This window comes from Hymenobacter crusticola, from assembly GCF_002154225.1.
GTDB lineage: Bacteria > Bacteroidota > Bacteroidia > Cytophagales > Hymenobacteraceae > Hymenobacter > Hymenobacter crusticola.
Genome location: NZ_MTSE01000003.1, coordinates 116153 through 140652, shown reverse-complemented (window position 1 = coordinate 140652; position 24500 = coordinate 116153). Strand labels below are relative to the sequence as shown.

The 24500-nt window shown below is 55.3% G+C and carries 22 protein-coding genes; 10 read left to right on the top strand and 12 right to left on the bottom strand.

Annotation, left to right across the window (positions count from 1 at the left end; all coding sequences use genetic code 11):
* The first annotated feature begins 690 nt into the window (after positions 1 to 690).
* Positions 691 to 1131 (top strand): DUF2147 domain-containing protein, encoded by a 441-nt coding sequence (locus tag BXP70_RS06950; protein ID WP_086593318.1) that lies wholly within the window; start codon positions 691 to 693, stop codon positions 1129 to 1131.
* Positions 1132 to 1221: 90 nt separating this feature from the next.
* On the opposite strand, the gene BXP70_RS06945 is transcribed toward BXP70_RS06950, so the two are convergent.
* A complete protein-coding gene (locus BXP70_RS06945) occupies positions 1222 to 1689 on the bottom strand; it encodes a hypothetical protein (protein ID WP_086593317.1) in 468 nt (155 codons plus the stop codon).
* Positions 1690 to 1811: 122 nt separating this feature from the next.
* Between BXP70_RS06945 and BXP70_RS06940 the strand changes: the two genes are divergently transcribed.
* On the top strand, positions 1812 to 2447 hold the full coding sequence (locus BXP70_RS06940; RefSeq protein WP_086593316.1) for a hypothetical protein: 636 nt from the start codon (positions 1812 to 1814) through the stop codon (positions 2445 to 2447).
* Between the two features lie 31 nt (positions 2448 to 2478).
* Here the strand turns inward: BXP70_RS06940 and BXP70_RS06935 are convergent, their stop codons facing one another.
* Positions 2479 to 4491, bottom strand: coding sequence for a M1 family aminopeptidase (locus BXP70_RS06935; protein WP_179197613.1), 2013 nt, complete (start codon positions 4489 to 4491; stop codon positions 2479 to 2481).
* A gap of 208 nt (positions 4492 to 4699) precedes the next feature.
* Between BXP70_RS06935 and BXP70_RS06930 the strand changes: the two genes are divergently transcribed.
* Positions 4700 to 6883 (top strand): gliding motility-associated C-terminal domain-containing protein, encoded by a 2184-nt coding sequence (locus BXP70_RS06930; RefSeq protein ID WP_179197612.1) that lies wholly within the window; start codon positions 4700 to 4702, stop codon positions 6881 to 6883.
* A gap of 93 nt (positions 6884 to 6976) precedes the next feature.
* On the opposite strand, the gene BXP70_RS06925 is transcribed toward BXP70_RS06930, so the two are convergent.
* The 3 genes from BXP70_RS06925 to BXP70_RS06915 all read right to left on the bottom strand — a co-directional run bounded on the left by BXP70_RS06925 (position 6977) and on the right by BXP70_RS06915 (position 8402).
* Positions 6977 to 7627 (bottom strand): cytochrome c oxidase subunit 3, encoded by a 651-nt coding sequence (locus BXP70_RS06925; protein ID WP_086593313.1) that lies wholly within the window; start codon positions 7625 to 7627, stop codon positions 6977 to 6979.
* Between the two features lie 177 nt (positions 7628 to 7804).
* Positions 7805 to 8146, bottom strand: a complete 342-nt coding sequence (locus tag BXP70_RS06920) for a hypothetical protein (RefSeq protein WP_086593312.1) — start codon at positions 8144 to 8146, stop codon at positions 7805 to 7807.
* Positions 8139 to 8402, bottom strand: a complete 264-nt coding sequence (locus BXP70_RS06915) for a hypothetical protein (RefSeq protein ID WP_086593311.1) — start codon at positions 8400 to 8402, stop codon at positions 8139 to 8141. The genes BXP70_RS06920 and BXP70_RS06915 overlap by 8 nt, the downstream gene beginning before the upstream one ends.
* A 233-nt stretch (positions 8403 to 8635) precedes the next feature.
* Between BXP70_RS06915 and BXP70_RS06910 the strand changes: the two genes are divergently transcribed.
* The 3 genes from BXP70_RS06910 to BXP70_RS06900 all read left to right on the top strand — a co-directional run bounded on the left by BXP70_RS06910 (position 8636) and on the right by BXP70_RS06900 (position 12359).
* On the top strand, positions 8636 to 9478 hold the full coding sequence (locus BXP70_RS06910) for a TapB family protein (RefSeq protein WP_086593310.1): 843 nt from the start codon (positions 8636 to 8638) through the stop codon (positions 9476 to 9478).
* A gap of 157 nt (positions 9479 to 9635) precedes the next feature.
* A complete protein-coding gene (ligA, locus tag BXP70_RS06905) occupies positions 9636 to 11702 on the top strand; it encodes an NAD-dependent DNA ligase LigA (RefSeq protein WP_086593309.1) in 2067 nt (688 codons plus the stop codon).
* Between the two features lie 276 nt (positions 11703 to 11978).
* Positions 11979 to 12359 (top strand): rhodanese-like domain-containing protein, encoded by a 381-nt coding sequence (locus BXP70_RS06900; RefSeq protein ID WP_086593308.1) that lies wholly within the window; start codon positions 11979 to 11981, stop codon positions 12357 to 12359.
* 88 nt (positions 12360 to 12447) lie between these two features.
* On the opposite strand, the gene BXP70_RS06895 is transcribed toward BXP70_RS06900, so the two are convergent.
* The gene (locus BXP70_RS06895) at positions 12448 to 13344 is read right to left on the bottom strand and encodes a polysaccharide deacetylase family protein (RefSeq protein WP_086593767.1); all 897 of its coding nucleotides are present in this window, start codon (positions 13342 to 13344) and stop codon (positions 12448 to 12450) included.
* A gap of 135 nt (positions 13345 to 13479) precedes the next feature.
* Between BXP70_RS06895 and dapA the strand changes: the two genes are divergently transcribed.
* Complete coding sequence (gene dapA / locus BXP70_RS06890) at positions 13480 to 14349, top strand: 4-hydroxy-tetrahydrodipicolinate synthase (protein ID WP_086593307.1); 870 nt, start codon at positions 13480 to 13482, stop codon at positions 14347 to 14349.
* 114 nt (positions 14350 to 14463) lie between these two features.
* On the opposite strand, the gene BXP70_RS06885 is transcribed toward dapA, so the two are convergent.
* From BXP70_RS06885 to BXP70_RS06875, 3 genes are all read right to left on the bottom strand, one after another.
* Positions 14464 to 15363, bottom strand: a complete 900-nt coding sequence (locus tag BXP70_RS06885) for a cupin-like domain-containing protein (protein WP_086593306.1) — start codon at positions 15361 to 15363, stop codon at positions 14464 to 14466.
* A 127-nt stretch (positions 15364 to 15490) separates the two neighbouring features.
* A complete protein-coding gene (locus BXP70_RS06880) occupies positions 15491 to 16222 on the bottom strand; it encodes a (Fe-S)-binding protein (RefSeq protein WP_086593305.1) in 732 nt (243 codons plus the stop codon).
* Positions 16223 to 16330: 108 nt separating this feature from the next.
* Positions 16331 to 17191, bottom strand: coding sequence for a hydroxymethylglutaryl-CoA lyase (locus tag BXP70_RS06875; RefSeq protein ID WP_086593304.1), 861 nt, complete (start codon positions 17189 to 17191; stop codon positions 16331 to 16333).
* A gap of 238 nt (positions 17192 to 17429) precedes the next feature.
* Here BXP70_RS06875 and BXP70_RS06870 point away from each other — a divergent pair, with 238 nt between their 5' ends.
* Entirely contained in the window at positions 17430 to 18785 is a 1356-nt protein-coding gene (locus BXP70_RS06870; RefSeq protein WP_086593303.1) for a M23 family metallopeptidase, read from the top strand.
* Positions 18786 to 19016: 231 nt separating this feature from the next.
* Here the strand turns inward: BXP70_RS06870 and BXP70_RS06865 are convergent, their stop codons facing one another.
* The 3 genes from BXP70_RS06865 to BXP70_RS06855 form a co-directional block, all read right to left on the bottom strand.
* Positions 19017 to 19607: a hypothetical protein gene (locus BXP70_RS06865; protein WP_143436396.1), complete on the bottom strand. Its 591-nt coding sequence runs from the start codon at positions 19605 to 19607 to the stop codon at positions 19017 to 19019.
* Between the two features lie 151 nt (positions 19608 to 19758).
* Positions 19759 to 20478 carry a hypothetical protein gene (locus BXP70_RS06860; protein WP_086593301.1) on the bottom strand — a complete coding sequence of 240 codons (720 nt, stop codon included), beginning with the start codon at positions 20476 to 20478 and terminating at the stop codon, positions 19759 to 19761.
* Positions 20475 to 22262 (bottom strand): S8 family serine peptidase, encoded by a 1788-nt coding sequence (locus BXP70_RS06855; protein ID WP_143436395.1) that lies wholly within the window; start codon positions 22260 to 22262, stop codon positions 20475 to 20477. The genes BXP70_RS06860 and BXP70_RS06855 overlap by 4 nt, the downstream gene beginning before the upstream one ends.
* A 308-nt stretch (positions 22263 to 22570) precedes the next feature.
* On the opposite strand from BXP70_RS06855, the gene BXP70_RS06850 reads away from it, so the two are divergent.
* Complete coding sequence (locus BXP70_RS06850) at positions 22571 to 22936, top strand: BlaI/MecI/CopY family transcriptional regulator (protein ID WP_086593299.1); 366 nt, start codon at positions 22571 to 22573, stop codon at positions 22934 to 22936.
* 2 nt (positions 22937 to 22938) lie between these two features.
* Positions 22939 to 24198 (top strand): M56 family metallopeptidase, encoded by a 1260-nt coding sequence (locus tag BXP70_RS06845; RefSeq protein ID WP_086593298.1) that lies wholly within the window; start codon positions 22939 to 22941, stop codon positions 24196 to 24198.
* Positions 24199 to 24500 lie beyond the last annotated feature (302 nt).

The following is a 24500-nucleotide window of genomic DNA, read 5'->3' as shown; positions in this document are numbered from 1 at the left end:
AAACGCAAGCAGCGGAGTAGCTACCTAGGTTCGTTTAAACTTAGGTAGCTACCCCGCTGCTTGCGTTTTGCTTATAAAAAGCGATACCCGGTCTGCCTGTGCAAAACCTCACTGGGAGGCTGCTGGGCGGACCGGGTATCTAATCCTTCAAATCTTACCAAGCGACGAGTCTGGGGTGCAGCCCCGCCATCTTTGGAGGTAAGACCATGCCGTAATGCGGGAAAGAGCCACTGTGGTAGCTAGCTCCGCGCGAAAGCTGTTGTTAAGCGCGTCCGGCGGTGAAGCGGACTACATTCGACAGGCTTGGCAGGATTTGGTTGGGACTACTAGACATTTTGTACCTCCTTTCTTTACGTTCGACATCTCCCCATCCGTGTTACCCAGCACCTTAGGGCTTGCTTGGATGGGGCCGTAGCACTCACTACTGGTTGGTAAAGTTAAAAGCCAGCCGGATGGTTCAAAATAAAAAACCCATTTTTTAACCCCGCGCCGCCATTTAGCTGGCAGTACCTTGACTATCAATTAGTTTTTCTTTCTAAAGATTTTGTCATTTTCTAAAAAGACCCTTTCCGAGCCCTGTGACCTAGGTCATAACGTTGCTTGCTTCACACATCAAATAGTTGAAAGCGCACCGATTTAGAAGTTTTGGAGTATCTTTTTCCCACAAAACCCACTCACCACTCCGTTACCATGATAAAAACCTTGTTCCTCTGGTTGGCGCTGCTACTAGGCTTTACAGGAATGGCTACCGCTCAAAAGCTTTCGCCGGTTGGCACCTGGACCAACGCCGATAAGAAGGCTACGTTCGAGATTTATAAGTGTGGCGACAAGCTTTGCGGCAAAATCACGACGGTGGCCGTCCCAAACGACCCCGCTACGGGCAAACCGAAAGTTGATAAAAACAACCCCGAACCCAAACTTCGCTCCCAGCCGCTGCTCGGGTTAGTATTCATGCGGGACTTTGCCTACGATAGCGAGAACAAGTGGGACGATGGCAAGATCTACGATCCGGAAAACGGCAAGACCTACTCCTGCTACATGAAAGTGTTGGATGCTAACCGCATGGAAGTGAAAGGCTACATTGGCTTCTCCATGATTGGCCGCTCGCAGACTTGGACGCGGGTGAAATAAGCTAGTTTTCAGCCCATAAAAAAAGCGACACTTTCGTGAAAGCGCCGCTTTTTTTATGATATTTACGTCTGTAAATCAAGCAACTACAAGCTAATAGATAGCTTCAATCCGGTAAGGCTTGCCCCGGAAGGTGTACGTTTGCCCGACGCGGCTCTTGGCCATCGCTTGGTACATGGGCGAGAAGGCAGAAATGGCAAAATACTTTTCGCCTTCCACGGCTATTTCACCGAGACTCACGGCAATATAAAAGCGTTGGGCGTCCGTCACGACGATAGTGCCGAGGCTAGGTTCATCGTGTGCGGTGTGAGTTTTGGGCAAACGCTGTAGTACCTGCAGGCTGCTGAGGGCTTCATCGAGCTGCCGCGCGTACAAGTCGCGCTGAATCTGGCAGGCCTCCCGAAACGACTCAAATTTGTCTTCAATAGCGCCTTTGCTTTCGTTGGCGCTTTCCTGCACGTCTAGCATCGCTTGCCGGGCGGTGTCAGCCTTTTGCTGCTGCACCCGACGGCATTCTGCTAGTAGTCGTTGTTTAAGTGTCGTGCGTTCGTTGGTGGTCATGGTATGGCATGAGTGGGATTAGAACGGAAAGAAAAGATAAGGTCAGCGCGAACGAAGATGCAGCGGGATAGAAAAACTATTTCAGGCGGCTAGTGTTTGTCCTTCAAGCAGTACCCTCAGCCTTGTTCAAGTTTTTCGACCATCTTTTCTCTCAGCGCTCCTCCCCATCCAAGAGCGAATGGCAACCGCTGGTACGCACAGTGGCGGAGGAGCGCGCCCATGCCCAATGGCTGGCGCAGCAAGTATACCTCAATTGGGCGGGCCCTTATTTCAAGGCATACCATTTCTGCAAAGCTCACATTACCAACGGCCAAGGGCTACGGGTGCAGTTGTTGCAGGAAGCCGGCCGGCAGGGTGCAGTATTTTTCTACGACCCTAGCATTGGGCCCGGAAACTTTCGGCACTTCTTCGACTTTTTGCGCGACCGGGTGCTGGCGCTGGGTTATAACCTTTCTACCTCTGATCAGCGCACGCATCGCCAACCGCGTTACACCGAAACTATTTACAAGCACTTTCTGAAGCCGCCGCCCAAGGATTGTTCCGAAACGGGGCGCTGCAATCAACTCTTTGGAACAGTGTCCATTGACTTAGTTACGATTAATAAGCAGCCTGGCTTTATTCGCTTCCTTAGCAACCCGTACCAAGACGCCATTTTCACGACCGCGCATTCATTTGACGAGCTCATGGAACAGGTGCTGAACTTGCCACCCGCCCCGGCCGAGGTCCAAGCGAAGATCAAGCAGTACGCTAAAGGCTAGCTTTTTCCAAGCTAGCCTTTAGCGAGATAAGCTACTCCCGAATGAAGCGTGCGCGCATCACTTCACCCGCCGTTGTAGTGAAGCGCAGCAAGTAAAGTCCCGAAGCTAGGTGGCGCGTATCGAGCTGTTTTTGCTCAGGGCGCAGTGGCTGCTGTAGCACCAAATGCCCTGTTGCATCCACCACCTCTATAATAGTGGTTACGCGACCTAGGCCTAGGTCCGGCAGTTGCAGAACGTCCTGGCAGGGATTGGGATACACGTGTATTTGAGTGGCTCGGGTCAGCGTCTTGTTAGCCAGCACCAGTCCGTTGTCACGCTGAATAGTGCCCACGCCATTGAGGACCCATTGGTCAGGGTCCAGCTCAATCGAGCTTATTGCCTTCATTGCCGACACGCTAAAAGAAGCTACTGGCTGCCCTTGGCGCAGGCGAACTACTTGGCTGGTACCATCGGCGTAGTTGACTTTGTAATCGAGGTCGGTGTCGAAGAAAGGCGTGACCGTGGGAGCGGTGGCGGTTTCGGTGGTTTGCAGGTAGAGGCTAGCACCTACCTGGTTCCAGCGCACGCTGAAAACAGGATAGCCTTGCCCTATAAACCATTGCTGAAAAAAGTAAGTCAGTGAACGGCCCGCTTCTGCCTCAAAGACCCGCTGCAAGTCGCTCGTGCGGGCGGTGCGCCCAGCGTACGTGGCTTGATAGGTACGCAGGGCACGAAAGAACTTAGTGTCGTCGTTGAGCAGGTAGCGCAGCATGTGTACCACAGCCGCCCCTTTCTTGTAGCTCAGCGCCGAGTTGAAAATTCGATTAGTATTCGTGGTATCCGTTACGCGCACGCTGCCGTTATTGCTCATCGCACTGCTGTGCGCCTGGTCCATCCACAGGCGGGCATTGTTAGGTATAAAGCGCTGATAAGAAAGATATTCTCCGTAGGAAGCAAAGCCTTCATTGAGCCAAACGTCCTGCCACGAAGCGCACGTTACGTTGTCGCCGAACCACTGATGGAATAGCTCGTGCGCGGTGAGCGTGAAGGTAAAGCCGTCCTGGGTCGTCATGGTTTGGTGCTCCATTCCGCCTCCTAGCGGGGCCATGCTATGCCCGTACTTTTCGTTGGCAAATGGGTACAGTCCTACCAAGGCCGAGTAGTTTTCGATAAAGCCTGGGGTGCGGTCTATCTCCGTTTTGTAATCTGCTAAAGCGGCTTGGTTATACAGGTAGTTGACGATGGGAATGCTAGGTCCGCCCGCTGGATTAGCGTAATTCACGTACTCCACGTACGGCCCCACCGCCACCGAAATCAAGTAGTAGTCAATAGGGTGCCGTGACTTCCACTCATAGCGGCTCATGCTATTAGGCAGTGGCGTAATGCGCTCCAGCACGCCGTTGGAACCTACCCGGTTAGGATTAGTCGTTGTCACCCACACATCGGAAGAGTCGGCTTTATCAGTAAGCACTTGCTTGCAGGGCCACCACTCATACGCGCCAAACGGCTCACTTAAGCTCCAAGTCACATTCACATTGTAAGGAGCGCGGCGTCCCGTATTAAGCGCGTCGCCGATGGCCGAGCCACCAGTATTGCTGTTAGGCGCCGTGCCCCGGTAGTAAACCAGGGCATTGAACACGGAGTTGCCTAGCACTGGGGTAGCTAATTTGGCCGTCACGTCGCCCGCCTGGCGGAGCACGCCCGGCGAGCGGCGCCCATTCACCACCACCGAATCGATGGTGAAGGTAGGGTACAGCTCAAACGCCAGCGAGTCGAGAGACTGACCAGCGCGGGCTTGCAGCCGCACCACGCCGCCCACCGCGCGCGAGTTATTTTCCAGCTTAATATCCAGCTTGTAATAGCTCACGTCGTAACGCTCCATCTTCTGTCGGTGCCGCACCGTGGCCGCGGGGGCGAGCTGCGCGGTGGCCTGCCGGGCCGTCGCGCAGCGCTGCGCCGCATCAACGCAGTCGTTGGTCAATAAAGCGGCGCTAGGAGCCTGTCCTCGCACCGAGGAAGCTAGCAGGAACAGACTGGCAACAAGCGAATAGTAGAAACGATACATAGGCACGACTGACGGAGTAGTTGAATAACGAGGAAAGATAAATGAATCGTAGCTACTTACCATTTTTTCATCACGCCATTTGGGGCTTGCCATTTCACCTTATTGCTTATCTTTCGAAAGAAGCTATTCCTCTGTTAACCTGCCACCTATGCCCAAACACTACTCTTCTCTCTTTCTCCACCGCTTCCTTCTTATACTTCCGCTGCTTATGCTGGCGCGCCTTAGCCAGGCAACGCACATTGTGGGAGGCGAGCTAGATCTACAATACAAATCGGGCAGCACCTACACGCTCACCCTGAATTTGTACTTCGATGCGGTGAACGGCAGCGCCGGTGCCCTAGATAATGAGCTTACAGCAAGCGTTTTCGAGAAGACTACCAACAAGCGCATGTTCAATGTGTCGCTGCCACTTGTCAACAACTCGTTTGTGTCGTACACCAATCCGGCTTGTACCCGCAACGATCTAAGCACGCGGCGGCTTGTGTACACCCGCGACGTGCAGCTGCCAGCGGCCACATATATCAACCCCACGGGCTACTACGTAGCGGTGGAGCGCTGCTGCCGCAACAACGTGATTGGCAACATTGCCAATCCGGGCGGAGCCGGGCAAACCTTCTACCTGGAGTTTCCGGCCGTTGTGCGCAACGGAAAGGCCTTCGTGAACTCGACACCGCGCATCTTCCCGCCCCTGAGCGACTATGCCTGCCGGGGAGAGCTGTTCTACTACAACTTTGGGGGCCAAGATGTCGACGGCGATTCGCTGGTGTATGAGCTCGTAACGCCGCTGAACGGCCACTCCAGCAGCGGCAACTCCAAGCCCAGCCAAGCAGAGCCCGTCCCCTATGACCCCATTACGTGGCTGTCGGGGCGGAGCGAGCAAAACCAGATTCCGGGCACGCCTACTCTGTCGATCGGCCGCACAACGGGCCGGCTCGAAGTGCGGCCCACCCAGCTTGGACTGTTCGTATTCGGCATTAAGTGCAGCGAGTACCGCAACAAAGAAAAGATTGGTGAGGTGCGCCGCGATTTTCAACTGAAAGTCATTCCGTGTTCTACCAACGCCGACCCCACGGTGCAAGTGATTATGCCGAATACGCGTAACACCTACCAACCCGGCCGCGACACGCTGAAGCTGCAAGCTGGCAGCAACCGCTGCATCAACTTGCGCTTCACCGACCCCGACCCCGCCTCGAACCTAACGATGTCGTTGAGCCCCGTGAACTTCACGGGGGTACTACCCACGTTCACGACCGTCCGAGGGATGGTGCACGCTCCTGGCGCCCCCGATACGCTGGTTTCTCAGCTTTGCTTTCCTACCTGCTTCGATACGAAAGGCAAGGTGTATCTGCTCGATGTAATTGTGGCGGACGATGGCTGTAGCCTGCCTAAGCGCGATACGGTGCGCGTGGCCTTCACCTCCAAGCCCGACCCAAACTCAGGGCCCACGTTAACCACGACCGCCGACCCGACTACGCCCTTGCGAGTGCGCCTAGGTGACCTCGTCACGTTTGACGTTATTGGCAACGACCCCGACAACGACCCTATCACGCTGGCCATGGCGGGCCGCGATTTTACACCCGCGAATATAGGCGCTCAGTTTACCGTAACGCCGGGCACCAATCCGAGCCGGGCGCGCTTCTCCTGGCGTGTCGATTGTGCTGCCGTTGCGGCGGGCAAGACGTTGTATGAGTTTGTATTCACAGCCACGGCGACGCCGTGCACCGAGCGCCAGGTAACAACCCTAGTGGTACCCATGCAAATTGAGTACGTAAATGCGCCGCCGGTGCTTGCCTCTACCCTTCCGCCTATCGACCTAGCCACGAACACCGTTTCGGTTGTGCGCCGCCCCCTAGGCAGCACCTACGAAGCCACCCTGACGGGCCTCGATAGCGACCAAGATGCGCTTGTGCTGGCGGCAACCGGCAACGGGTTCGACCTAGCAGAGGTTGGGATGAGCTTCGTTCCGGTGAATGGTAAAGGGCAAGCGACGGCTACTTTCCGTTGGGACCCTTCTTGTGAAGCTGTAACCCGCGGCGGATTGGAAGTAAACTTCACGCTACGCGAAACCAGTTGCGTACCCAAGACCATTTCGCGCACGGTGCGCTTCGAGGTGTTTAGTACCGACACGCTAACGTTCCTGCCCGCCAATATCTTCACCCCAAACGGCGACAAGAAGAACGACTTTTTTGAGCTACCTAGCTTGCCTCCAGATTTTTGTGGCTCGCTGCTGAGCAGCATTAAGATCTTCAGCCGCTGGGGCAACGAAGTGTACCGCACCACCAACCGTGATTTGCACTGGGATGGCGGCGGCTTGCCAGCGGGCGTCTACTACTACCTCATCGAATACACCGATAAGAAACGATTCCGGGGCACCGTCACCATTGCCCCCTAGCTTAGGAGCTTGGTTACAGCTTTGTTAATAGCAGCAAAAAGGCCCTGACGTATATCGTCAGGGCCTTTTTGCTGTAGCAGTTGCGGTTCTTCGCTAGTACAGAAACAAGAAAACAACAAACAACCCGAGCCATAGCACATCGATAAAGTGCCAATACACCGTGAGCATGCGCAATTGCAGGCGACGGTAAGGATTACGAATGTAGACCAAGGTGCGCACCGCGTCGCGCGAGGCGTGTAAGGTGCGCAGCAGGAGCACGAGCAAGAAGATGATACCGCCTAGCACGTGCACAATATGCAGCCCCGAAATCAGGTAGATGTAGGTGTAGCTCGCGTCGCCGTCTTCCCCAGAAAACAAAGCACCTTGCGCATCTAGCTCGCGCCAACCAGCTATTTGCAAGCCCATAAAGATGGCTCCCAACATCATCGTAGCCCCTAGGCAACGAGCTAGGTTGCCCATGTCGTCTTGCTGGTAGATGCGGCGTGCTTGGTTGACGGTATAGCTGCTTACCAATAACACAATGGTGCTGATGGAGAAGTAGCGGGGGAAAGAATGCAGCCCCGAAGGCAACGCGCTGAAGTAACGAGTGTGCGAGTAGGCGCCAACCAAAATGATGAAGAGCACCGTGATTCCTACCATGCTCAAGTACAAAAGCATCAGCAGGGGCGACATACGCTCCATGCGGGCAAAAGCGGAGGGCGTCCGACGAGCCCCAACCTTGTTACGTTCTTTATCAGAATTCATTAGTGGGAATGACAGCAGTGTGTTTTGGCAAACCATTCTAAGCCCCTTTAGTTCCGCGCTTTCCGTTTGCCTGGGTAAAGTGTGCCATAGACCAAGGTACACAAAAAAACCAGCGTGGTACCGCTCCTTTTTTAGCGGAAAATACTATTATCCACCGCCTTGAGGATGGCCCGGTACCTAGCTCCCACGGAAGAACGACCCAATTTTACCGAGCACGGCGTGAAACGTAATTTTGGGACTGCGACCTGCGCCAAATGTTACGTGCGTTTTGCCGGCCACACGCAGCTCCAGCACCAGCTCCAGCTGCCGAGCTAAGTCATTGAGCTGCTGCAACGGGTCGAAGCCTTTGGGGGCCTTGGGCTTGTCGGAACTACCGCCAGGTGGGCCACTGGTAAGCGTATCGAACACGCGCTGGTTCGGGAAATTGACAATCAGGTAGCCACCCGAGCCCGCTATCTGAATGTCTTCGTTGTTGTAAGAAAGTACCAGGCGCGCGTCTATTTCCAGGCCACTAGCCAAGGCGCGAGCCGGCAGCCGCCGCAGATGTCGACCCAGACGAGATACCCGTGGCGGGGCCTTCTCCGCGCGTTTTGATGCGCAAGGAGCCGTTTAGCCGCCACGTAGCAGGCGCAGCGTTAGGGTTTTGCGCGTTGGGCACTTGCAGCTCTATCTGGTCGAAGGCGCAGGTGAGCTCCACACCACCGGAAAGCTTGGAAAGTAACGAAGCCGCCGTATCGGCCCAAGAAGAAGCAGGTTGAGAAGTAGCGTCAGCCATAGAAGTAAATGGTAAATGAGAGTACAAGTGTACAGAAGAAACGTGTCTGCCAGGCGCAAGTTGCGCAGTTACCCTAGCCCTAGCCTTTCAGACCCGCACAGCCACCGACAACATTAAGGGAGAAAACAGCCAGAATCAACCATAGTTCAGCTACCGAAAAGAGGATCTTTCCAGAATCCAATCTGCGCATTATTCGTAATAGTCCTATATAGTTTGTCCTTTTCTTTCCACACATGATCTGCCTTGCCCTTTTCCGCCCGTTCCTTCTTGGGGTTTTCGCTTATCTGCCCCTAGCTTCTGCCCTGGCCCAAACCGCTAGTCCTACCCCGCTGACATCGGCGGCCGCGCCGGGCGGTTGTGTTCACCCCTTTGGCCTGGATGACAACACAGAGTACGTGTACCAACTTCTTGATCATAACGGAAAAAGCCAAGGTCTTATTCGCAACCGCGTCGTAAGCCTAGGCTCCGAAACGAACAAGAAGCAGACGATTACCACCAATACCGTTCTGATCAAGAGTGGCATTTATGACACCAAAAGCCGGCTGGTGCACTCCCAAGACCTTACTTACCGCTGCCGCCAGGATACGAGTTTTACAGATGGCTTAGGCGAGCTCAGCTTCGAGAGCTTACGCCGCTTTCGCGACCGGCGGCTGGCCTTCGCCCCCGTACCGCTCGCTTGGCCCAACCAGCCGACCGTAGGCAGCGAGTTGCCCGGCGGGGGCGTAACGGTAGACGTGAGTAGTTCCGTCGTGGATATTGCTAAAGTTTTCTCCAAAGTGCAAAAACGTCGCGTGACCGGTGACCTTAGCCCGATTACCACGCCAGCCGGAACGTTTTCGTGCTATAAAATTGAGTCGGAGCGCGAGGCAGGTACCCTAGCCCACGTCGATATGCTGCTGCGCACCGTCAACAAAGTGGTCGACTATTACTCACCTAACGTGGGCATTGTGAAGACGGAAGTGTACGGCAAGAATGGGAAGCTGGAGCAAACCCGGGTGCTGACTGAGCGCAACCTAGGTGGCAAAACCAACCAGAGCGCCGCGCAGAAGAAAGTCAAAGTGAAGTTCAAAGAGTAGTCACGCCATGACGGCTAGCTAGTTAGCTTTTTTGTTATCTCAACAGCCCTAACGGCTGCAAACGGCTGCCTAACCTAGGTGGCCGTTTTTCGTTGGAATACCTACGGGTACCTACATCCCTTCACTATTTTGCCGGTCCCGAATACCTTTGCGCGCTATGCCAACTACCGAAGCCATTCAGCAGCAGATTCAGGACCTCACCGAGCGTCTGCACCATCTAAACTACCAATACTACCAGCGCGATATTTCCGAGGTACCCGACCAGGAATTTGACCGCCTGCTTGCCGAGTTGCAAGACCTAGAAAAGCAGTATCCTGCGTTTGCACTGCCCAATTCCCCAACCCAACGTGTGGGCGGCACCATCACCAAACAGTTTCCGACGGCCCTGCACCGCTACCCCATGCTTTCGCTGGGCAATACGTATTCTGAGGCCGACTTGCGTGAGTTCGACGACCGGGTACGGCGTACCCTCGGCGACGATTTTGCTTATGTGTGTGAGTTAAAATTCGACGGGGTAGCCATGAGCCTTACCTACGAAAATGGCCAGCTCACCCAGGGCGTCACGCGCGGCGACGGCACCCGCGGCGACGTCGTCACGAACAACGTGCGCACTATTAAGAACCTACCTTTGCACCTGCGGGCTGCCTCCAACCAGCCCCCGGAGTTTGAGGTGCGTGGGGAAGTATTTATGCCACTGCCCGTTTTTGCGGAGCTAAACGCTGAGCGCGAGGAAAATGGCGAAGCCCTGCTTGCCAACCCCCGCAACGCTGCTAGTGGTGCTCTTAAGCTCCAGGACTCTGCCTTGGTAGCAGCCCGGCGTCTGCGCTTCTTCGCGTACAGCTTCTTGAGTAATACTCGCGGGACTTTCGCCACTCATAGCGAATCGCTTAACGCTTTGCACGCCTGGGGCCTGCCGGTATCCGACACGTGGCGCTTATGCCATTCGCTAGACGAGGTGCTAGCTTTTGTACATGAGTGGGATAAGAAGCGCTTTACGTTGCCGGTCGCTACCGATGGCATTGTCATTAAGGTTGATGATTTCCGGCAACAAGAGGTGCTAGGATACACGGCCAAAAGTCCTCGCTGGGCTATTGCCTATAAGTACCCGGCGGAAAAAGCTCGCACTCGCCTCAACAAAATCGAGTACAACGTAGGCCGCACCGGGGCCGTTACGCCCGTGGCTCAGCTCGATCCGGTACCACTAGCTGGTACGGTGGTAAAACGGGCTTCCGTACACAATGCCAACCAAATTGCCGCCCTCGATTTGCGCCTGAACGACATGGTGTACGTGGAGAAAGGCGGCGAAATTATTCCTAAGATTACGGGCGTTGATCTATCGGCGCGGCCAGCTGATAGCCAGCCCATTCAATATCCAACAGAATGCCCTAGCTGCGGCACGCCGCTCATCCGGCCGGAGGGCGAAGCACACTTCCGCTGCCCCAACGAGCGTGGTTGCCCACCGCAGCTTAAGGCCAAGCTGGAGCACTACGTATCGCGCAAAGCCCTGAACATTGACGGGCTGGGTGCCGAAACCGTAGGCCGCTTCTTCGACCTAGGGCTGGTACAAACGCCTGCCGACATCTACGACTTGCCCCAACGGCGTACCGAGCTGGTACAGCTCGAACGCCTGGGCGAAAAGTCTATTCAAAACATGCTCACCGGTATTGAAGCCAGCAAGCAAGTCCCGTTCGATCGGGTACTGTTTGGCCTAGGTATCCGCTACGTGGGTGAGACGGTGGCTGAAAAGCTAGTGAACCACTACCGCACCATCGACGCCATGATGGCCGCTTCTATGACCGAACTGGCGGCCGTGTCGGAGGTAGGGGGCGTTATTGCGGAGTCAGTAGCGGCTTGGTTTCAAGATGACGCCAACTGCCAGCTCATCGAGCGGCTGCGGGCTGCTGGTGTACAGTTGATCCTGACGGGCGAGCCCCCAAAAGCCTTGAGTGATCGGCTCGCTGGCCTCACGTTTGTTCTCTCTGGCGTCTTTGAGCAGCATAGCCGCGACGAGCTGCAACAACTTATTCAGCAGAACGGCGGGAAGGTCACAGGGTCTATCAGCAAGAAACTCAGCTACCTAGTAGCCGGTGATAAAATGGGGCCTTCCAAACGCGAAAAAGCCACGGAACTAAAGGTACCTATCATCAGTGAAACTGACTTGCTCGCAATGATTCCGGCTACGGAAGATACTACTAGTGAGTTGGTTGATGACATTTTGCATTAGTCGAAATAGTGCTTAGGCAGCAAAGGAGCATAGGTCACTTTACGAGTATGACGAAACCGCAACCGTTTGCATAAAATTACTGCAACCGTTTGCAGAATAAAAAAATGCCCTTACCTTAGTGCCCACTAACCAGCCGCCCATGTGCGCGGCGCTCCAACCGTGAGTCAGGCCGGCTTCCACCCGGGCCCGTCTACTAACCTCCCACCCAACTTCCCACCCTTTGGCTCACGGTTGCAGCGCTGCGCTCAGGCGCAGCGTTTTGCGTAGTTTTACTCCATGAAACTTCTGCACCTCCTCTCCTTAGCGAGCATTGCACTTTCCTTAGCCGGTTGCTCACAAGCCCAAACGACGCCCATTGCGGCGCCAGCTACTACGGCTCAGCTCTTACAACAACCTGACGTAGTGGTACTGGATGTGCGCACTCCCACCGAGTACGCTAGCGGCCACTTGCAAAGCGCCCGTAACCTTGATTTTAAGGCTACGGACTTCTCCACCCAAATTGCTCACCTAGATACTGCTAAGACGTACGTACTCTATTGTGCCTCTGGCAACCGTAGTGGCAAGGCGGGCGCACTTATGCAACAGCAAGGGTTTCGCAAAGTGGTGAATGCAGGTGGCTTCAAGACGCTAAAAGAGAGCGGCTTGAAAACTGAGTAACTCATTACCTAGCCCAACCAAGCGGGGCCCGTCCGTAGAGAACGATTTATTCTCTACGGACGGGCCCCGCTTGGTTGGGCTAGATAGCTTAAAAGCTGTTAACTATGCTATTGTGCAGCGTTCTGGGCGACCAATAACCGCTAGCAATGAGGCGGCGTACCGTATAAAGAGGATCCTGCTGGTCACGCTTTTCCGACAGCACGAACGCCGACACAAACCCGCGCTTCTTAAGCTCCGGAATAGCTTCGGGATTCCACAGCCCGAATGGATAAGCGAAATACTTGATAGGCTTGCCAGTAATTTCCTCTAGCTGCTTGGTAGGCTTATCAATTTGCGTTGCCCAATCATCGCCCTTGTATTTTTTCACGTTGTGGTGGTCCCACGTGTGGGAGCCAATCACGTTGCCTGCATCGGCAAGTTCTTTTACTTGGGCCCGACTCATATAATGTGGCCGGCCAAGCGATACAGTCATCACGAAGTACACAGCCTTAAAGCCGTATTTGTCCAGTTCGGGCTTGGCGACAGTAAATTGGTCTAGGTCTGTGTCGTCGAAAGTCAGCATCACCGGCTTGCTGGGGAGCGGCGCCCCAGTCGCTAGGTAGGCATACAGCTGATCGGGCAAAACGCTGTGATACCCACTGTCAGCCAACATCTTGATTTGCTGACGGAAAGTTTCGACCGGCACAATGTAGTCTTTAGCCCGGCGTGAATCGCGCGGACGCCAGTCTCGAATCTGATGGTAGCACAAGATTGGGACTTGCTCTCGACCATAAATAGTAGCTGCCGGGGCAATTTTGCTGGCCGGAATGTTCGTCGGGTCAAGTGCCTTTTCTGCTACCACGGGCTTCTTCGCCTCAAGATTGGTAACAGGACCTTTGTCGGCAACCTCAGTTGCCGCCGCAGATTTGGTTTCGCACGAGGAGAGCGTGAAGGCAGTTGCTAGGGAGGCAGCAACTGTAAGCGAAGCGATACGGAACGAATACATAGACAGGAAATGCCGGTTTGGGAGATAAAAACCGGGTATTTTAAAGAAAGCAAAGCCTAGGCCAAGCAACCACACCAATGGAGTTTGTACCTTCGCCTTCGCCTTTCCAGGCTCAAAGCAACAGCTTTTTCTTACATGGACCAATTCCGCGGTACGGGCATCGCACTCGTCACACCCTTCACCCCCACCCCTGACCACGCGGTAGACTACGTAGCCTTGCGGCGTCTACTCGATTTTACGATTGATGGTGGCATCGAATACCTCGTTATTAACGGCACTACTGCCGAGTCGCCCACGGTGACGGCTGAGGAGAAAACCGAGATTCTGCGCGTCGTAAAAGAGCATGTAGCCGGCCGAGTACCCCTTGTGTATGGTATCGGCGGCAACGACACGTTGGGCGTAGAGGCCCAGCTACGTACCACCGACCTAGCGGGCATTGCCGCTATTCTCTCCGTAAGTCCTGCCTACAACAAACCATCGCAGCAGGGCATTATCCAGCATTTCCTGCGCCTAGCGGATGCTTCTCCGGTACCGGTTATGCTGTACAACGTGCCCGGCCGGACCAGTTCTAACATGACCGCCGACACGACGCTACGCCTCGCCCAGCACGATAACATCATTGGTATTAAGGAAGCAAGCGGCAATCTGGAGCAGTGCATGGTCATTGCGGCGCGCAAGCCCGATAACTTCTTGCTCATCAGCGGCGACGACCTGTTGACCGCCCCCATGATTTCCTTCGGGGCAGTGGGGGTTATCAGCGTGCTGGGTAATGCGTTTCCCGAGCGCATGGGTCAAATGACGCGTCATGCGCTAGCAGGCAACTTTGCCGAAGCAAGCAAGCTTCTTTATGAGTTCTTGCCTCTTAATCCACTGATGTATGAGGAAAGCAACCCTGTGGGCGTAAAAGCGGTCCTCGAAGCCTTGGGCTTATGTTCCGCCGCCGCCCGCCTTCCTCTGTTGGAAGCCTCCGGCGGTTTGAAAGAGCGCATTCAGAAGCTGCTGTAGCAACTTGTAAGTACGCTAACAGCTATCTCAAAAAAAGCCCAAAACAAGAAGCGTGACACATTCTTTCGCATGTCACGCTTCTTGTTTTGGGCTTTTAATTTGTTCTTTTTGAGACTAAGCAGGTGTGCTCATCTTCTCCTGCATATCGATCAAGCGACCTAGCACTTTACCGTAAGCTAGTGTAGCCAAAGCCACGGCTGGGTGGTTTTTTTTGCGCAAATCGTAGTTGTCCTGAGTGAAATCGGCCCAGTTCCAGGTGTTCAGGTGTACACGGCCTACTGATACACTAGGCTCGTGGATCTGGGTCGTGTGCCACCACTTCGTCGGGAACAAGATCGTTTCGCCCTCCTCGACCGTAACCCGTATCGACTTCGCTTTTTTAAAGAGCGGAAACTTCTCGTAATTAGGATTAAAGATATCTACCTGCGATACTTTTTTATTTTCCTCCTTTGGATACATGTACGCTACCTGGTCCGGGGAGTATAGGATAAAGTCTTTGGCGCCGTAGAGCTGCGTTATTTGGGTGTGCAAAAACAAAGCATCTACGTGCAAGTAAGGAAAGCTAGCCCCGTTGCCGCCCAGAAAGAGCTCGTATACTTCGGTGCCGCGCAGCATGAGTTTCGGCAATAAAGGGTGCTTGATGCGGTCAGACTTCCCGAAAACTATTTCGGGTTTTAGTTCATCCATCAACTCCGGGAAGTACCGCTCGATATTCAAATTGCAAGGGTAGGGTGCCGGGTTAGCAGGGCTCGAAACCATAATCCGGTCTACTACTTCGGCTACGGTGTAGGATTGGCCTTTTATCTCCTTCGTTAGGTGGCCGTAGGTCTTCTTAAAAAACGCCGGGGTAAACTTTCCCATGGCTCCCCACTTCCGGGCAACATCCGTCAGCACCACCGGGATGCCGGGCTCAATGTACTCCGCTAATAGCTCCCGGTGCGAGAGGTTGCTGCGCTTGTCAATAGAAGTCAAGTGGGAGTAAGCAGACTGCTTCTGCGCCGTTAGGGTAGACATACTAGATGAGTAAAGAATGATTAGCAGAGGAAGTAGTAACCAATCGGTTATTACGACATAAATATATTATAATATTAATATTTATAAAAATCCGTATACCTCTTTTCAACAAAAAGTTTTTAGCGCACTACCAACCGCTTGCTAGCACGTCGGCGACGTGCAGCGTACGGATGGGTTTGTCGTAGCGTCGGATGTAAGCATCTAGGTGCATCAGGCAACTCGTGTCGGTGCTCACAAGGTATTCAGCGCCGGTAGCTAGCGCATTTTCAACCTTTTGCTCGGCCATTGCCACAGAAATAGCTTCAAACTTCACAGCGAAGGTGCCACCAAAGCCGCAACACGTTTCGTTTTCCAGCATCTCTAGCCGCTCCAGCCCTTGCACACTATCTAGCAACGTACGGGGCGCCTCTTTGATACCGCACTCGCGCAGCGCGGCACAGGAATCGTGATACGTATACTTACCCGTAAGCTGCGCCCCTTCGATGCGCTTCACCCCTAACACATCGACCAAAAACTCGGTCATTTCAAAAATGCGGCGCTGCACGCCAAAGTAGCGGTTTTGGTCTTTTGTGCCTTCGAATAACTCGGCATAAGAGCCGCGCACCATGCCCACGCAGGAGGCTGAGGGGCTCACGATGTAGCGACCAGGCTCGTTGGGAAAGTCATTGAGAAACTTGGTTGCTACCTGGCAGCTTTCTGCTTTGTAACCAGCGTTGTAAGCGGGCTGCCCGCAGCATGTTTGGTTGCCATTGTAGTGCACTTCGCAGCCCACTGCCTCCAGTACCTTCACCATGTTCATGGCCGTTTGGGGAAAGAGCTGGTCTACGAAGCAAGGAATGAAGAGGTCAACGTCCGGCATTTGCAGTTACTAGTAATCAAGTTAGAAAAGAGCCAGACTTCCGCTTAGTTAGCGTGGCCTAGCGTGGTAAAAACGAAAGCGAAGATACAGGTTCGTCACGTGGCAACTCTATGCGGGAAGGGCAAAGTGAAACAGCTTGCTAGCGGCGCTACGGGCTTCCGCCAACGCTAGCTGCTCTATGGCTAAAGCTACTCCTTGCTCCTCGAAGTAGGCGATCAAGTGCTCGGTAGGCATGTTACCGGTGAGCGTGTCGGCAGCCATTGGACAGCCCCCAATGCCTCCGATGGCGCCGTCGAAGCGCCGACAACCAGCTGCGTAGGCGGCTTCTACCTTTTCGCGCCACGTATCGGGAGTAGTGTGCAGGTGCGCGCCGAACTCTACCTGCGGGAATGCAGGAATAAGCTGGCGAAATAAGGGCGTGATGAGCGCAGGCGAAGAAACCCCAACCGTATCCGACAAGGCCACAATGCGCACGTCCATGGCCGCTAGGGCGTGCGTGAATTCGGCTACCACTTCCGGTCCCCACGGGTCGCCGTAGGGATTACCAAAACCCATCGATAAGTACGTAACCAAGGTTTTGCCGCGCTGCATACACACGTTTTGTATCTCCCCTAACTCGGCCATGGCTTCGGCCATCGTCTTGTTGGTATTACGCAGCTGGAAGGTTTCGGACACGGATAGCGGGAAACCTAGGTACTGGATAGCGGGAAACTCAGCCGCCGTTTGGGCGCCCCGCAAATTGGCGACGATGGCCAGTAGCTGCGTGCGCGTGGCAGTTAGATCGAGGCCGGCCAACACCTCTGCAGTATCGCGCAGTTGCGGAATCGCTTTGGGCGACACGAAGCTGCCAAAATCAAGCGTATCGAAACCAACGCGGAGCAAGGCATTGAGATACGCTATTTTTTTGGCGGTCGGGATGAACTCGGGTAAACCCTGCATGGCATCGCGGGGGCATTCGATAAGCTTCATAGGGCGCGCTACTTAGGCAGAAACAAACTGAGTCAAACCCCAACTTACGACATTGTTGGCAGCTGAGCCATCGGGTAGACCTGTTCTTATTCACCTAGTCACCTTGTGCAGCGCAAGCCTTTGCGTAGGTGCCAAGTCGGCAAAGCACGATTATTTCCTTCCTCTTGGCTAGCAAGCAGATCGAACTAGTAACGATGGCAGCGGGTTTAAATAGTATCGCTTTCCTGTTTTACGCTCTATGCCCATCAAGCCGCTGCGCGCTTTTTTTCCTTTTGTTTTCTTGCTTCTTCTGCTTTCAGCCTGTGGTAAACAGCAAACGCTGCAAGCCATTTTTCAGAAGTCTACGCCACATGATACTTATGCGCGCCGCCTGCGACAGGCCGGCCTCGATCAGACAGCCCTAGGTCGGGATTGGCTGGCCGCCGCGGACCGGGCCTTGCACGACTCGCTGGTCGTGACCTTGCCGTTCACAGAAACTGGTCTTTTTCGGGCCGACCGGGCGACGGCCGCTGCTTACCGCTACAGCGTCCGGGCCGGTGAAACGGTGCGCATCAGTTTGCAACTCACGGCTGGTACCGACGCTCACGTTTTTCTTGATGCTTTTGAGCTGAGCCCCGACCGCAACGCCCCGCGCTTGCTTGCCTCGGCCGACACGGCGGACCTAGCTTTTAACTACGTGGCCGAAGACGACCAGCAACATTTGCTGCGCGTCCAGCCCGAATTGTTGCGCAATGGCCGCTATACGTTGAGCATCCGCCGCGAGCCGTCGTTGGGTTTCCCAGTGCAGGGCAAAACGGATGCAGCCGTGGGGAGCTTTTGGGGCATGGAGCGCGATGGGGGTGCCCGCCGCCACGAGGGCATCGACATCTTCGCCAAGCGTGGCACTCCTGTAGTGGCCGCTGCCCCGGGTCTTATCACGCGCACGGGCGTCACCAACCTAGGTGGCAATGTCGTATGGCTCGCCGATGCGGAGCACGGGCAGCACCTCTACTACGCCCACCTTGATAAGCAACTTGTGCAGCCCGGCCAAACGGTACGCCGCGGCGACACGCTTGGACTTGTAGGCAACACAGGCAATGCACGAACCACCTCCCCTCACCTGCATTTTGGCATTTACCGCGCCGGCCGAGGCGCGGTCGATCCGTTTCCGTTCGTGCGGCACGCCGACGCGTCGCCAGCAGCCCCGCGCACAGCCCCCGAACGCCTAGGTCAGTGGGTGCGGGTACGCGGGAAGTACACTGATTTGCGGCGGAGCCCTACCACTCGGGGGCGCACGGCGGCTACCCTAGCCCACGACACACCTTTGCTAGTAGTGGGCTCGCAAGCCGACTGGTACCGCGTCGAGCGCCCCGATGGCCGCGTAGGGTACGTGACGGCGCGCTCGGTAGTACCCGCTGGCACCACTCCCCTGCGTCGGGACACTCTTGCCGTCGCCACCGATCTGTACGCGCAGCCCGCCGCTGATGCCGTGCCGCTCGACACGTTGCCGGCCCGCACGAACATAGCGGTGTTGGGCGAATTCGCAGGCTTCCGGCTGGTGCGCAGCGCCAATGGGGTAGTTGGCTGGCTTATTCCACAAATGCTAAAATCTTAGTACCAGACTTCACCCGATATTCATGCGCAACTTCGTATCTTTTCGGTGGTGATTGGTATTAGTAAGCGCGGCGTAGCATTATCCTGAATGCTACGCCGCGTTCTTTTTAGCTACCTACGGCGTTATTTCGGTTCGCTTTGCTTTTCAGCTTGGGCATAGCCGCATCGAACCAACAAAAAAGCCCGCTTGCTGCGGGCTTTTTTTGCTTATAACCTAGGACTGCGTGTAACCTTAATCAGCAATAATCACTGCTTTTTGCAGCGTCTTGGCGTACGCAATACGGCGCTCTTTGCCGCCAGCGGCTATATAATCAAACCCGACGGCTTTGGTGTCGGCATGCACAGCGGACCAGGCTTTCGTATCTACGTTGGTGGGCGGAACGGCTGCGCGTGGAATAGCCGGCTGGGTAAAATGATCTTCGTGAAAGAAGTTGTTCATCGCTTTCAAGATGGCAATTTCTTTGTCGCGAACGGTAGCCGCTTGCGGGTCATCTAGGTCGCTAGCTTTCAGCAGGGCCGTTGCCGGAATCACTTCTTTGCGGATCGTGTCCCCGGTGCTAGTCAGAATAACTAAGCTAGCTTGGGCGCTCACAATCTTGCTGCCTTGCAGTACCAACACAAACTGGTCTTTGGCTTTGGTACTGGTGAAATAGTGCTGTGCATTTACCTTACTCAGCACACTCCGGCTGGTAATGCGGTTGCCAGCCGTGGGATTATAAGTCTTCTGAGATGCTTTGCCAGTCCCTACTTCTCGCTCGGTTGTGATACAAGAAGTCATTTGCAATAACAGCGCAAATGCCATAGGGAGGATAAGTTTTTTCATAGTTGGGTAGTGCGCAATGGTCAATAGTGGTCTGGCAGGTAGAGCCGCGAGTAGCTGCTACCTTAGCATCGGAGCCAATTTTGTACCAAAATGTGCATATTGATCTTACTATAGGTAAATATTGGCTCCTATTCGGTGGTTTCACGCTGAGCTAAAACCATCCTAGCTCCAGCCCCACCGTCCAGCGCGGAAGTTCCGGGTAGCGGCTCTGGGCGGCGCCCGCAAAGGTGGAGGACAACCGGTAGCGGCCAGTAACGGCGTAGCGCCCCGAGCCTAGGCGCAGTCCCACTCCGTAGGGCCACCGCTGCACGTAGCGGAGGCCGCGCTCCGTTACTTGCCGCTTCTTAGCAGTTGCCGTAGCCGCTTCCAGGTAATAATGCGAGGAGCCCATCACCCAACCGCCCCAACCCAGCAAGTCGACGTAGCGACCGATGGCATTGCCGCGCCGACCGGCACTTAAGCGCACAAATGCTTCACCCTGCAACTGCGACAAGGTAATGTGTTCCCGCTCGTAGCGCGTAGCTGTGGGTACCGTCTTTTGGTCGTTTTGCTTCAAGTAGTATCCGAGCCGAGCGTAGCGCAAATCCAGCCCCAGCGCCAGCGCTTGATGGAGCCGAAGCTTGTTGCGCCACCCCACCTGAAGCTCGCCAGACCGCCCAAACTGCAAGTCGACGCCGGGCCCCGAAGCTCGCCCAACGGCGGCGGCGTATCCTAGGTACAGATGGCTGAAATAGGTCCGGTTTGGGCCGGAGCTCGTGGGCAGGGTATCCTGCGCCACATCGGCCTGCAATAGCACGCGCTGCGCCTGGGCCATAGGCGCACCTAGCAGGGGCAAAATGGCTAGGCCGGAGAGTAATAGCCACTTTCTCATGGCCGTAAGTAGCTTTGCGTGTAACCCCGATAATGCACCCGAACCTGGTCGCCAGGCTGTAGTAGCCGCAACGGAATGCGCAGCACGGCGCGCTGCGTCACGTCGCGCACTTCGTAGCTACGCAGCACCCCGCGTTGGTCGGCTAAGTGCCAGTACAGATAGCGAGGGGGCGTGAGTGCTAACGGCGACGAATCTTCGACGAGCATGGTAGCGTCGGGGGCGCGGAGTGGCTGCTCACGGCCTACGGCGGGCACGTTGTCAGCGGCATTATCGGGCGAAACGGCCACCACCGAATCAGCATATAGCGGTAGCGTATGGGCCGGCACGAAAGATGCCGCAGGCCGGATAATCACAGCGAGCATGCTATCCTGCCGCACGAAGTCAAAAGAAGGAGCCGCTTCGACAACCGAACGGCCCACCTTAGTGACAAAGAACGAAGCCTGCGGCGTGCCGTAACCATGAGCATAATCATAGTATGGGTACAATGTAGCCGATTCCTGAAGCTTACCAAACAGCTCCATAACCGACAGCTTACGGTTCTGTTGCCACACGCAAGCCGCGAAGCCAGCAACCAGCGGGCTCGAGAACGAGGTGCCCTGCGTACGCACATACCCGCCGCCCGGTGCCGCCGCCAGCACCGTCCCGAAAGCGACAACGTTAGGCTTGAGCCGGCCAGCTGCCGGGCCATAGCTACTGAAATCGATGTGCAAGTACGTATCTGGGTCGAGGCCCCCAACGGCTAGCACCGAGTCGCCGTCGGCGGGCGTCCCGATGGTGTGCCAGTCATCGTCGCCGTCGTTGCCAGCGGCGTTGACAACCAAGATGCCTTTGCGAGCCGCTAACTCGGCGGCCCGCGCAACCAAGCTGGTGCGGCCGTTCATCTGCTCCGGGAAGTAGCGCCGGTTGGTGTAGCCCAAAGAGGAGTTGATGATGTCGGCGCCGTTGCGGTCGGCCCACTCCACGGCGGCCAGCCAGGCTTCTTCCTCCACGTATAGCTCGCGGTAGAGGCGCTCGGTACGGGCGAGAAGAAACTCCGCTTGGGGCGCTAGCCCTAGGGGCGTACCATCAGGCAGCACGCCAGCAATGCAGGACAGCACTTCAGTACCGTGCCGGCCGCTGGCAAACACCGATGTATGCTCCCGCACGAAGTTGTGCGTGGCCACAATGCGTTTGTCGCGCAGCAGCTGCTGAAAAGCCGGATGGCGGTCGACACCAAGAAAGCCTACGTCGAAGATGGCAATGCGCAAGCCCTGCCCGGCAAGCCCCGCCTTCGTGAAAGCAGCGGCACCTAGGCTCGCCGTTTGGCGGCGGGCAAGCTGACGGTCGGCGGCGGTTATTTCTTTTTCTCCCGGCTCGGGCGCATCGTCGCGGCTGGCGGGAGCTAGGTCGATGGGCGTGCGCGCTACTACGGCTCGGACGCCGGGCAGCCGCTGCAGCGCAACAGCTTGCGCGGGCGTGGCTTGGCAAGCCACAGCATTGAACCAACGGCTCACGTAGGTGACGGTATCGGCTAGGTTTTGTACGCTGCGTACGTAATCGGGGCGCACAGGAAAGTCGGTGCTGTCGGCGGCCGGCAGGTGCTGGCGCCGCCGACGGGCCTGGGCTTGGGGCACGAAGTAAGTAGCAGGCTGCAAGCGCATGCCCGCTTTATCGCGCAGAAAAACCCAATAATGCACCCTAGCAGCCCCAGGAGCCTGCGCCTGCGCTGCTACCGTACCGAGGAGCAGCAAACTGGCTGGCAGGCTACGCTGTAAGCAAGTAAAAAAACGGAGTAAACTACGCAAACGGCAAATGCAGAAGAATGAGCGACCAGGAAGACGGCTGCAAGTAGGGCAGCTTTGCGCAGATAACAAGCAATGTTGCCGCTCAGCGGTACGCTTCCGTCCGCTGATAGTTGCTCCAGACCCTAGCAGCACAGGATAAGCTAGGCTAGTAGGCGCTGTAGAACGCTATACTTCCAGCGCTCGGACACTCTACTAGCTTACTATGTAGCCGGGTAGTTGATAAAAAATTTCCACCGAGATATCTTTTATTACGAAAACTTCGTAGTATTACTAAAACTTCGTAGTATTACGAAAACATCGTAATTACAATGGAACGACTAACACAACCCGAGGAAGATGCCATGCAAGTGCTATGGCAGCTCGACGGTGGTTTCGTGAAAGACGTGCTGGAACACCTCCCCACTCCGGCGCCGCCCTACACCACCCTAGCTTCCACCATCCGTAATCTAGAGCGCAAAGGCTACGTGCAAGGCACCAAGCTCGGCAACTCCTACCGCTACGCGCCGCTGGTGCGGGCCGAGGACTACCGCCGCACGTTTATGAGCAGCTTCGTGAGCGACTATTTCCGCAACTCCTACAAAGAGCTGGTTTCTTTCTTTGCCAAAGAGCAGAAAATCAGCGCCGATGAGTTGCAGGAGATCATTCGGATGATTGAGCAAGACAAACCGAAGTAGCGATGCCAGCCTTACTCGTGTATTTGCTGCAAGTGAATGGAGCCTTGCTGCTGTTTTGCGCAGCGTATTACTTAGTACTGCGCCGGCTCACGTTCTACGGGCTCAACCGCTGGTTTCTGCTGTTTGCGCTTGGGTTTGCCGTGGCCTACCCTTTCGTGGACGTTGTGGCGGTACTGCAGTGGTTTCGCCAGCCCCTTCCCACTCCGCTCTTGCCGGCCACTTGGACACCGCTGGTACTCCCGCGCCCGCAAGCCTTGGAGGCTAGCTACTGGAATATCGTGCTGGTTGTCTACGGGCTAGGCACTGGAGTGCTACTGACGCGCTTGCTGTTGCAGCTAGCTTCACTTTACCAGGTGCACCAACGCTCTCGGCCGGCGCGGTGGCAAGGCTTAGCTTTTCGGCACGTAGCGGAACCTGTCAGTCCCTTCTCCTTTTGGCAAACAATTTACCTGAGCCCCGACCAGCACACCGCGGCCGAGTTTCCAGCGATTTTTCGCCACGAGCAGGTGCACGTGCAGCAATGGCATACGCTGGATGTGTTGGTTGCCCAGCTCGTGCAGGCCATTTGCTGGTGCAACCCGGCTGCGTGGTGGTTGCGCCGCGCCGTGCAAGACAACCTCGAATTTATTACCGACCGCGCCGTGCTGCGCACCGGTCTGCTCGATGCCAAAACCTACCAGTACAACCTTCTTAAAATCAGCAGGCTAGCTCCGACTGCGGCGCTTGCCAATCATTTCACATTTTGCACCCTTAAAAGCCGTATCCTCATGATGAACAAACAACGCTCCTCGTCGGTGAGTCTGCTCGCCTACGCTCTTCTGGTACCTAGCCTAATCGTGATAACAGTCAATTGCTCGAAGCCGCAGGTAGAACCTAGCTCCGCTTCTACCCAACCAACGACGGTAGACATTAGCCAGGCCGCTAAAGCGAAACGTGAAGTCAAGCTGCCAGATAACATGATCTACTTCGTAGACGGCAGAGAAAGTGACAAAAGCGAAGTAGCCAACCTAGCCCCGGAGCTTATTGAAAGCATGAACGTATTCAAGGGGCAAGAAGCACAGAAGCTTTTCGGCGTCGAAACGGCTGGCGTTATCAGCATCATCACGAAGGCGAATAAAGACTCGGAAGCAGTTAAGCGTTTTAAGCAACACTATAACCTCTCAACAACTACACAAGGCACTGATAACACCAAAGCGAGCAACACGAAAGCGAGCTTCTTGCCAAACACCTTGGTAATGGGAGCCTTCACCCCAAAATGCTGAAGCCTTGGACGTGAAGAGCATCAATAAACGATAATAGTGGAAGGACAAAAAGCCATTGGCCAGTGTGGCGAGCAGGGTAAGAATGGGGTTATCCTCGTGACGACCATGTAAAAAGCCATCGTATTAAAACTCAAATAGAAGAGCGGAAACATGTTGTTTCCGCTTTTTTCTTGTCCGGGCACGCGCTGTTCTTTTGCTTTTAGCCCTTGGGAAGGCAGGTAAGCCCAGGTGAATCCTGTTACTTTTGCCCCGCCTCAGCTCGACAACGCTTAAACCAGGCGCGTCGTTTGAGGGCGCACAAG

What these genes read in the sequence shown, in the direction of transcription:
- BXP70_RS06910 (WP_086593310.1), top strand. Translation starts at nt 8,636, where the DNA reads ATGATCTGCCTTGCCCTTTTCCGCCCGTTCCTTCTTGGGGTTTTCGCT.
- BXP70_RS06950 (WP_086593318.1), top strand. Translation starts at nt 691, where the DNA reads ATGATAAAAACCTTGTTCCTCTGGTTGGCGCTGCTACTAGGCTTTACA.
- BXP70_RS06865 (WP_143436396.1), bottom strand. Translation starts at nt 19,607, where the DNA reads ATGAAAAAACTTATCCTCCCTATGGCATTTGCGCTGTTATTGCAAATG.
- BXP70_RS06885 (WP_086593306.1), bottom strand. Translation starts at nt 15,363, where the DNA reads ATGTCTACCCTAACGGCGCAGAAGCAGTCTGCTTACTCCCACTTGACT.
- BXP70_RS06900 (WP_086593308.1), top strand. Translation starts at nt 11,979, where the DNA reads ATGAAACTTCTGCACCTCCTCTCCTTAGCGAGCATTGCACTTTCCTTA.
- BXP70_RS06870 (WP_086593303.1), top strand. Translation starts at nt 17,430, where the DNA reads ATGCCCATCAAGCCGCTGCGCGCTTTTTTTCCTTTTGTTTTCTTGCTT.
- BXP70_RS06850 (WP_086593299.1), top strand. Translation starts at nt 22,571, where the DNA reads ATGGAACGACTAACACAACCCGAGGAAGATGCCATGCAAGTGCTATGG.
- dapA (WP_086593307.1), top strand. Translation starts at nt 13,480, where the DNA reads ATGGACCAATTCCGCGGTACGGGCATCGCACTCGTCACACCCTTCACC.
- BXP70_RS06930 (WP_179197612.1), top strand. Translation starts at nt 4,700, where the DNA reads ATGCTGGCGCGCCTTAGCCAGGCAACGCACATTGTGGGAGGCGAGCTA.
- BXP70_RS06925 (WP_086593313.1), bottom strand. Translation starts at nt 7,627, where the DNA reads ATGAATTCTGATAAAGAACGTAACAAGGTTGGGGCTCGTCGGACGCCC.
- BXP70_RS06895 (WP_086593767.1), bottom strand. Translation starts at nt 13,344, where the DNA reads ATGTATTCGTTCCGTATCGCTTCGCTTACAGTTGCTGCCTCCCTAGCA.
- BXP70_RS06880 (WP_086593305.1), bottom strand. Translation starts at nt 16,222, where the DNA reads ATGCCGGACGTTGACCTCTTCATTCCTTGCTTCGTAGACCAGCTCTTT.
- ligA (WP_086593309.1), top strand. Translation starts at nt 9,636, where the DNA reads ATGCCAACTACCGAAGCCATTCAGCAGCAGATTCAGGACCTCACCGAG.
- BXP70_RS06935 (WP_179197613.1), bottom strand. Translation starts at nt 4,491, where the DNA reads ATGTATCGTTTCTACTATTCGCTTGTTGCCAGTCTGTTCCTGCTAGCT.
- BXP70_RS06945 (WP_086593317.1), bottom strand. Translation starts at nt 1,689, where the DNA reads ATGACCACCAACGAACGCACGACACTTAAACAACGACTACTAGCAGAA.
- BXP70_RS06875 (WP_086593304.1), bottom strand. Translation starts at nt 17,191, where the DNA reads ATGAAGCTTATCGAATGCCCCCGCGATGCCATGCAGGGTTTACCCGAG.
- BXP70_RS06845 (WP_086593298.1), top strand. Translation starts at nt 22,939, where the DNA reads ATGCCAGCCTTACTCGTGTATTTGCTGCAAGTGAATGGAGCCTTGCTG.
- BXP70_RS06860 (WP_086593301.1), bottom strand. Translation starts at nt 20,478, where the DNA reads ATGAGAAAGTGGCTATTACTCTCCGGCCTAGCCATTTTGCCCCTGCTA.
- BXP70_RS06915 (WP_086593311.1), bottom strand. Translation starts at nt 8,402, where the DNA reads ATGGCTGACGCTACTTCTCAACCTGCTTCTTCTTGGGCCGATACGGCG.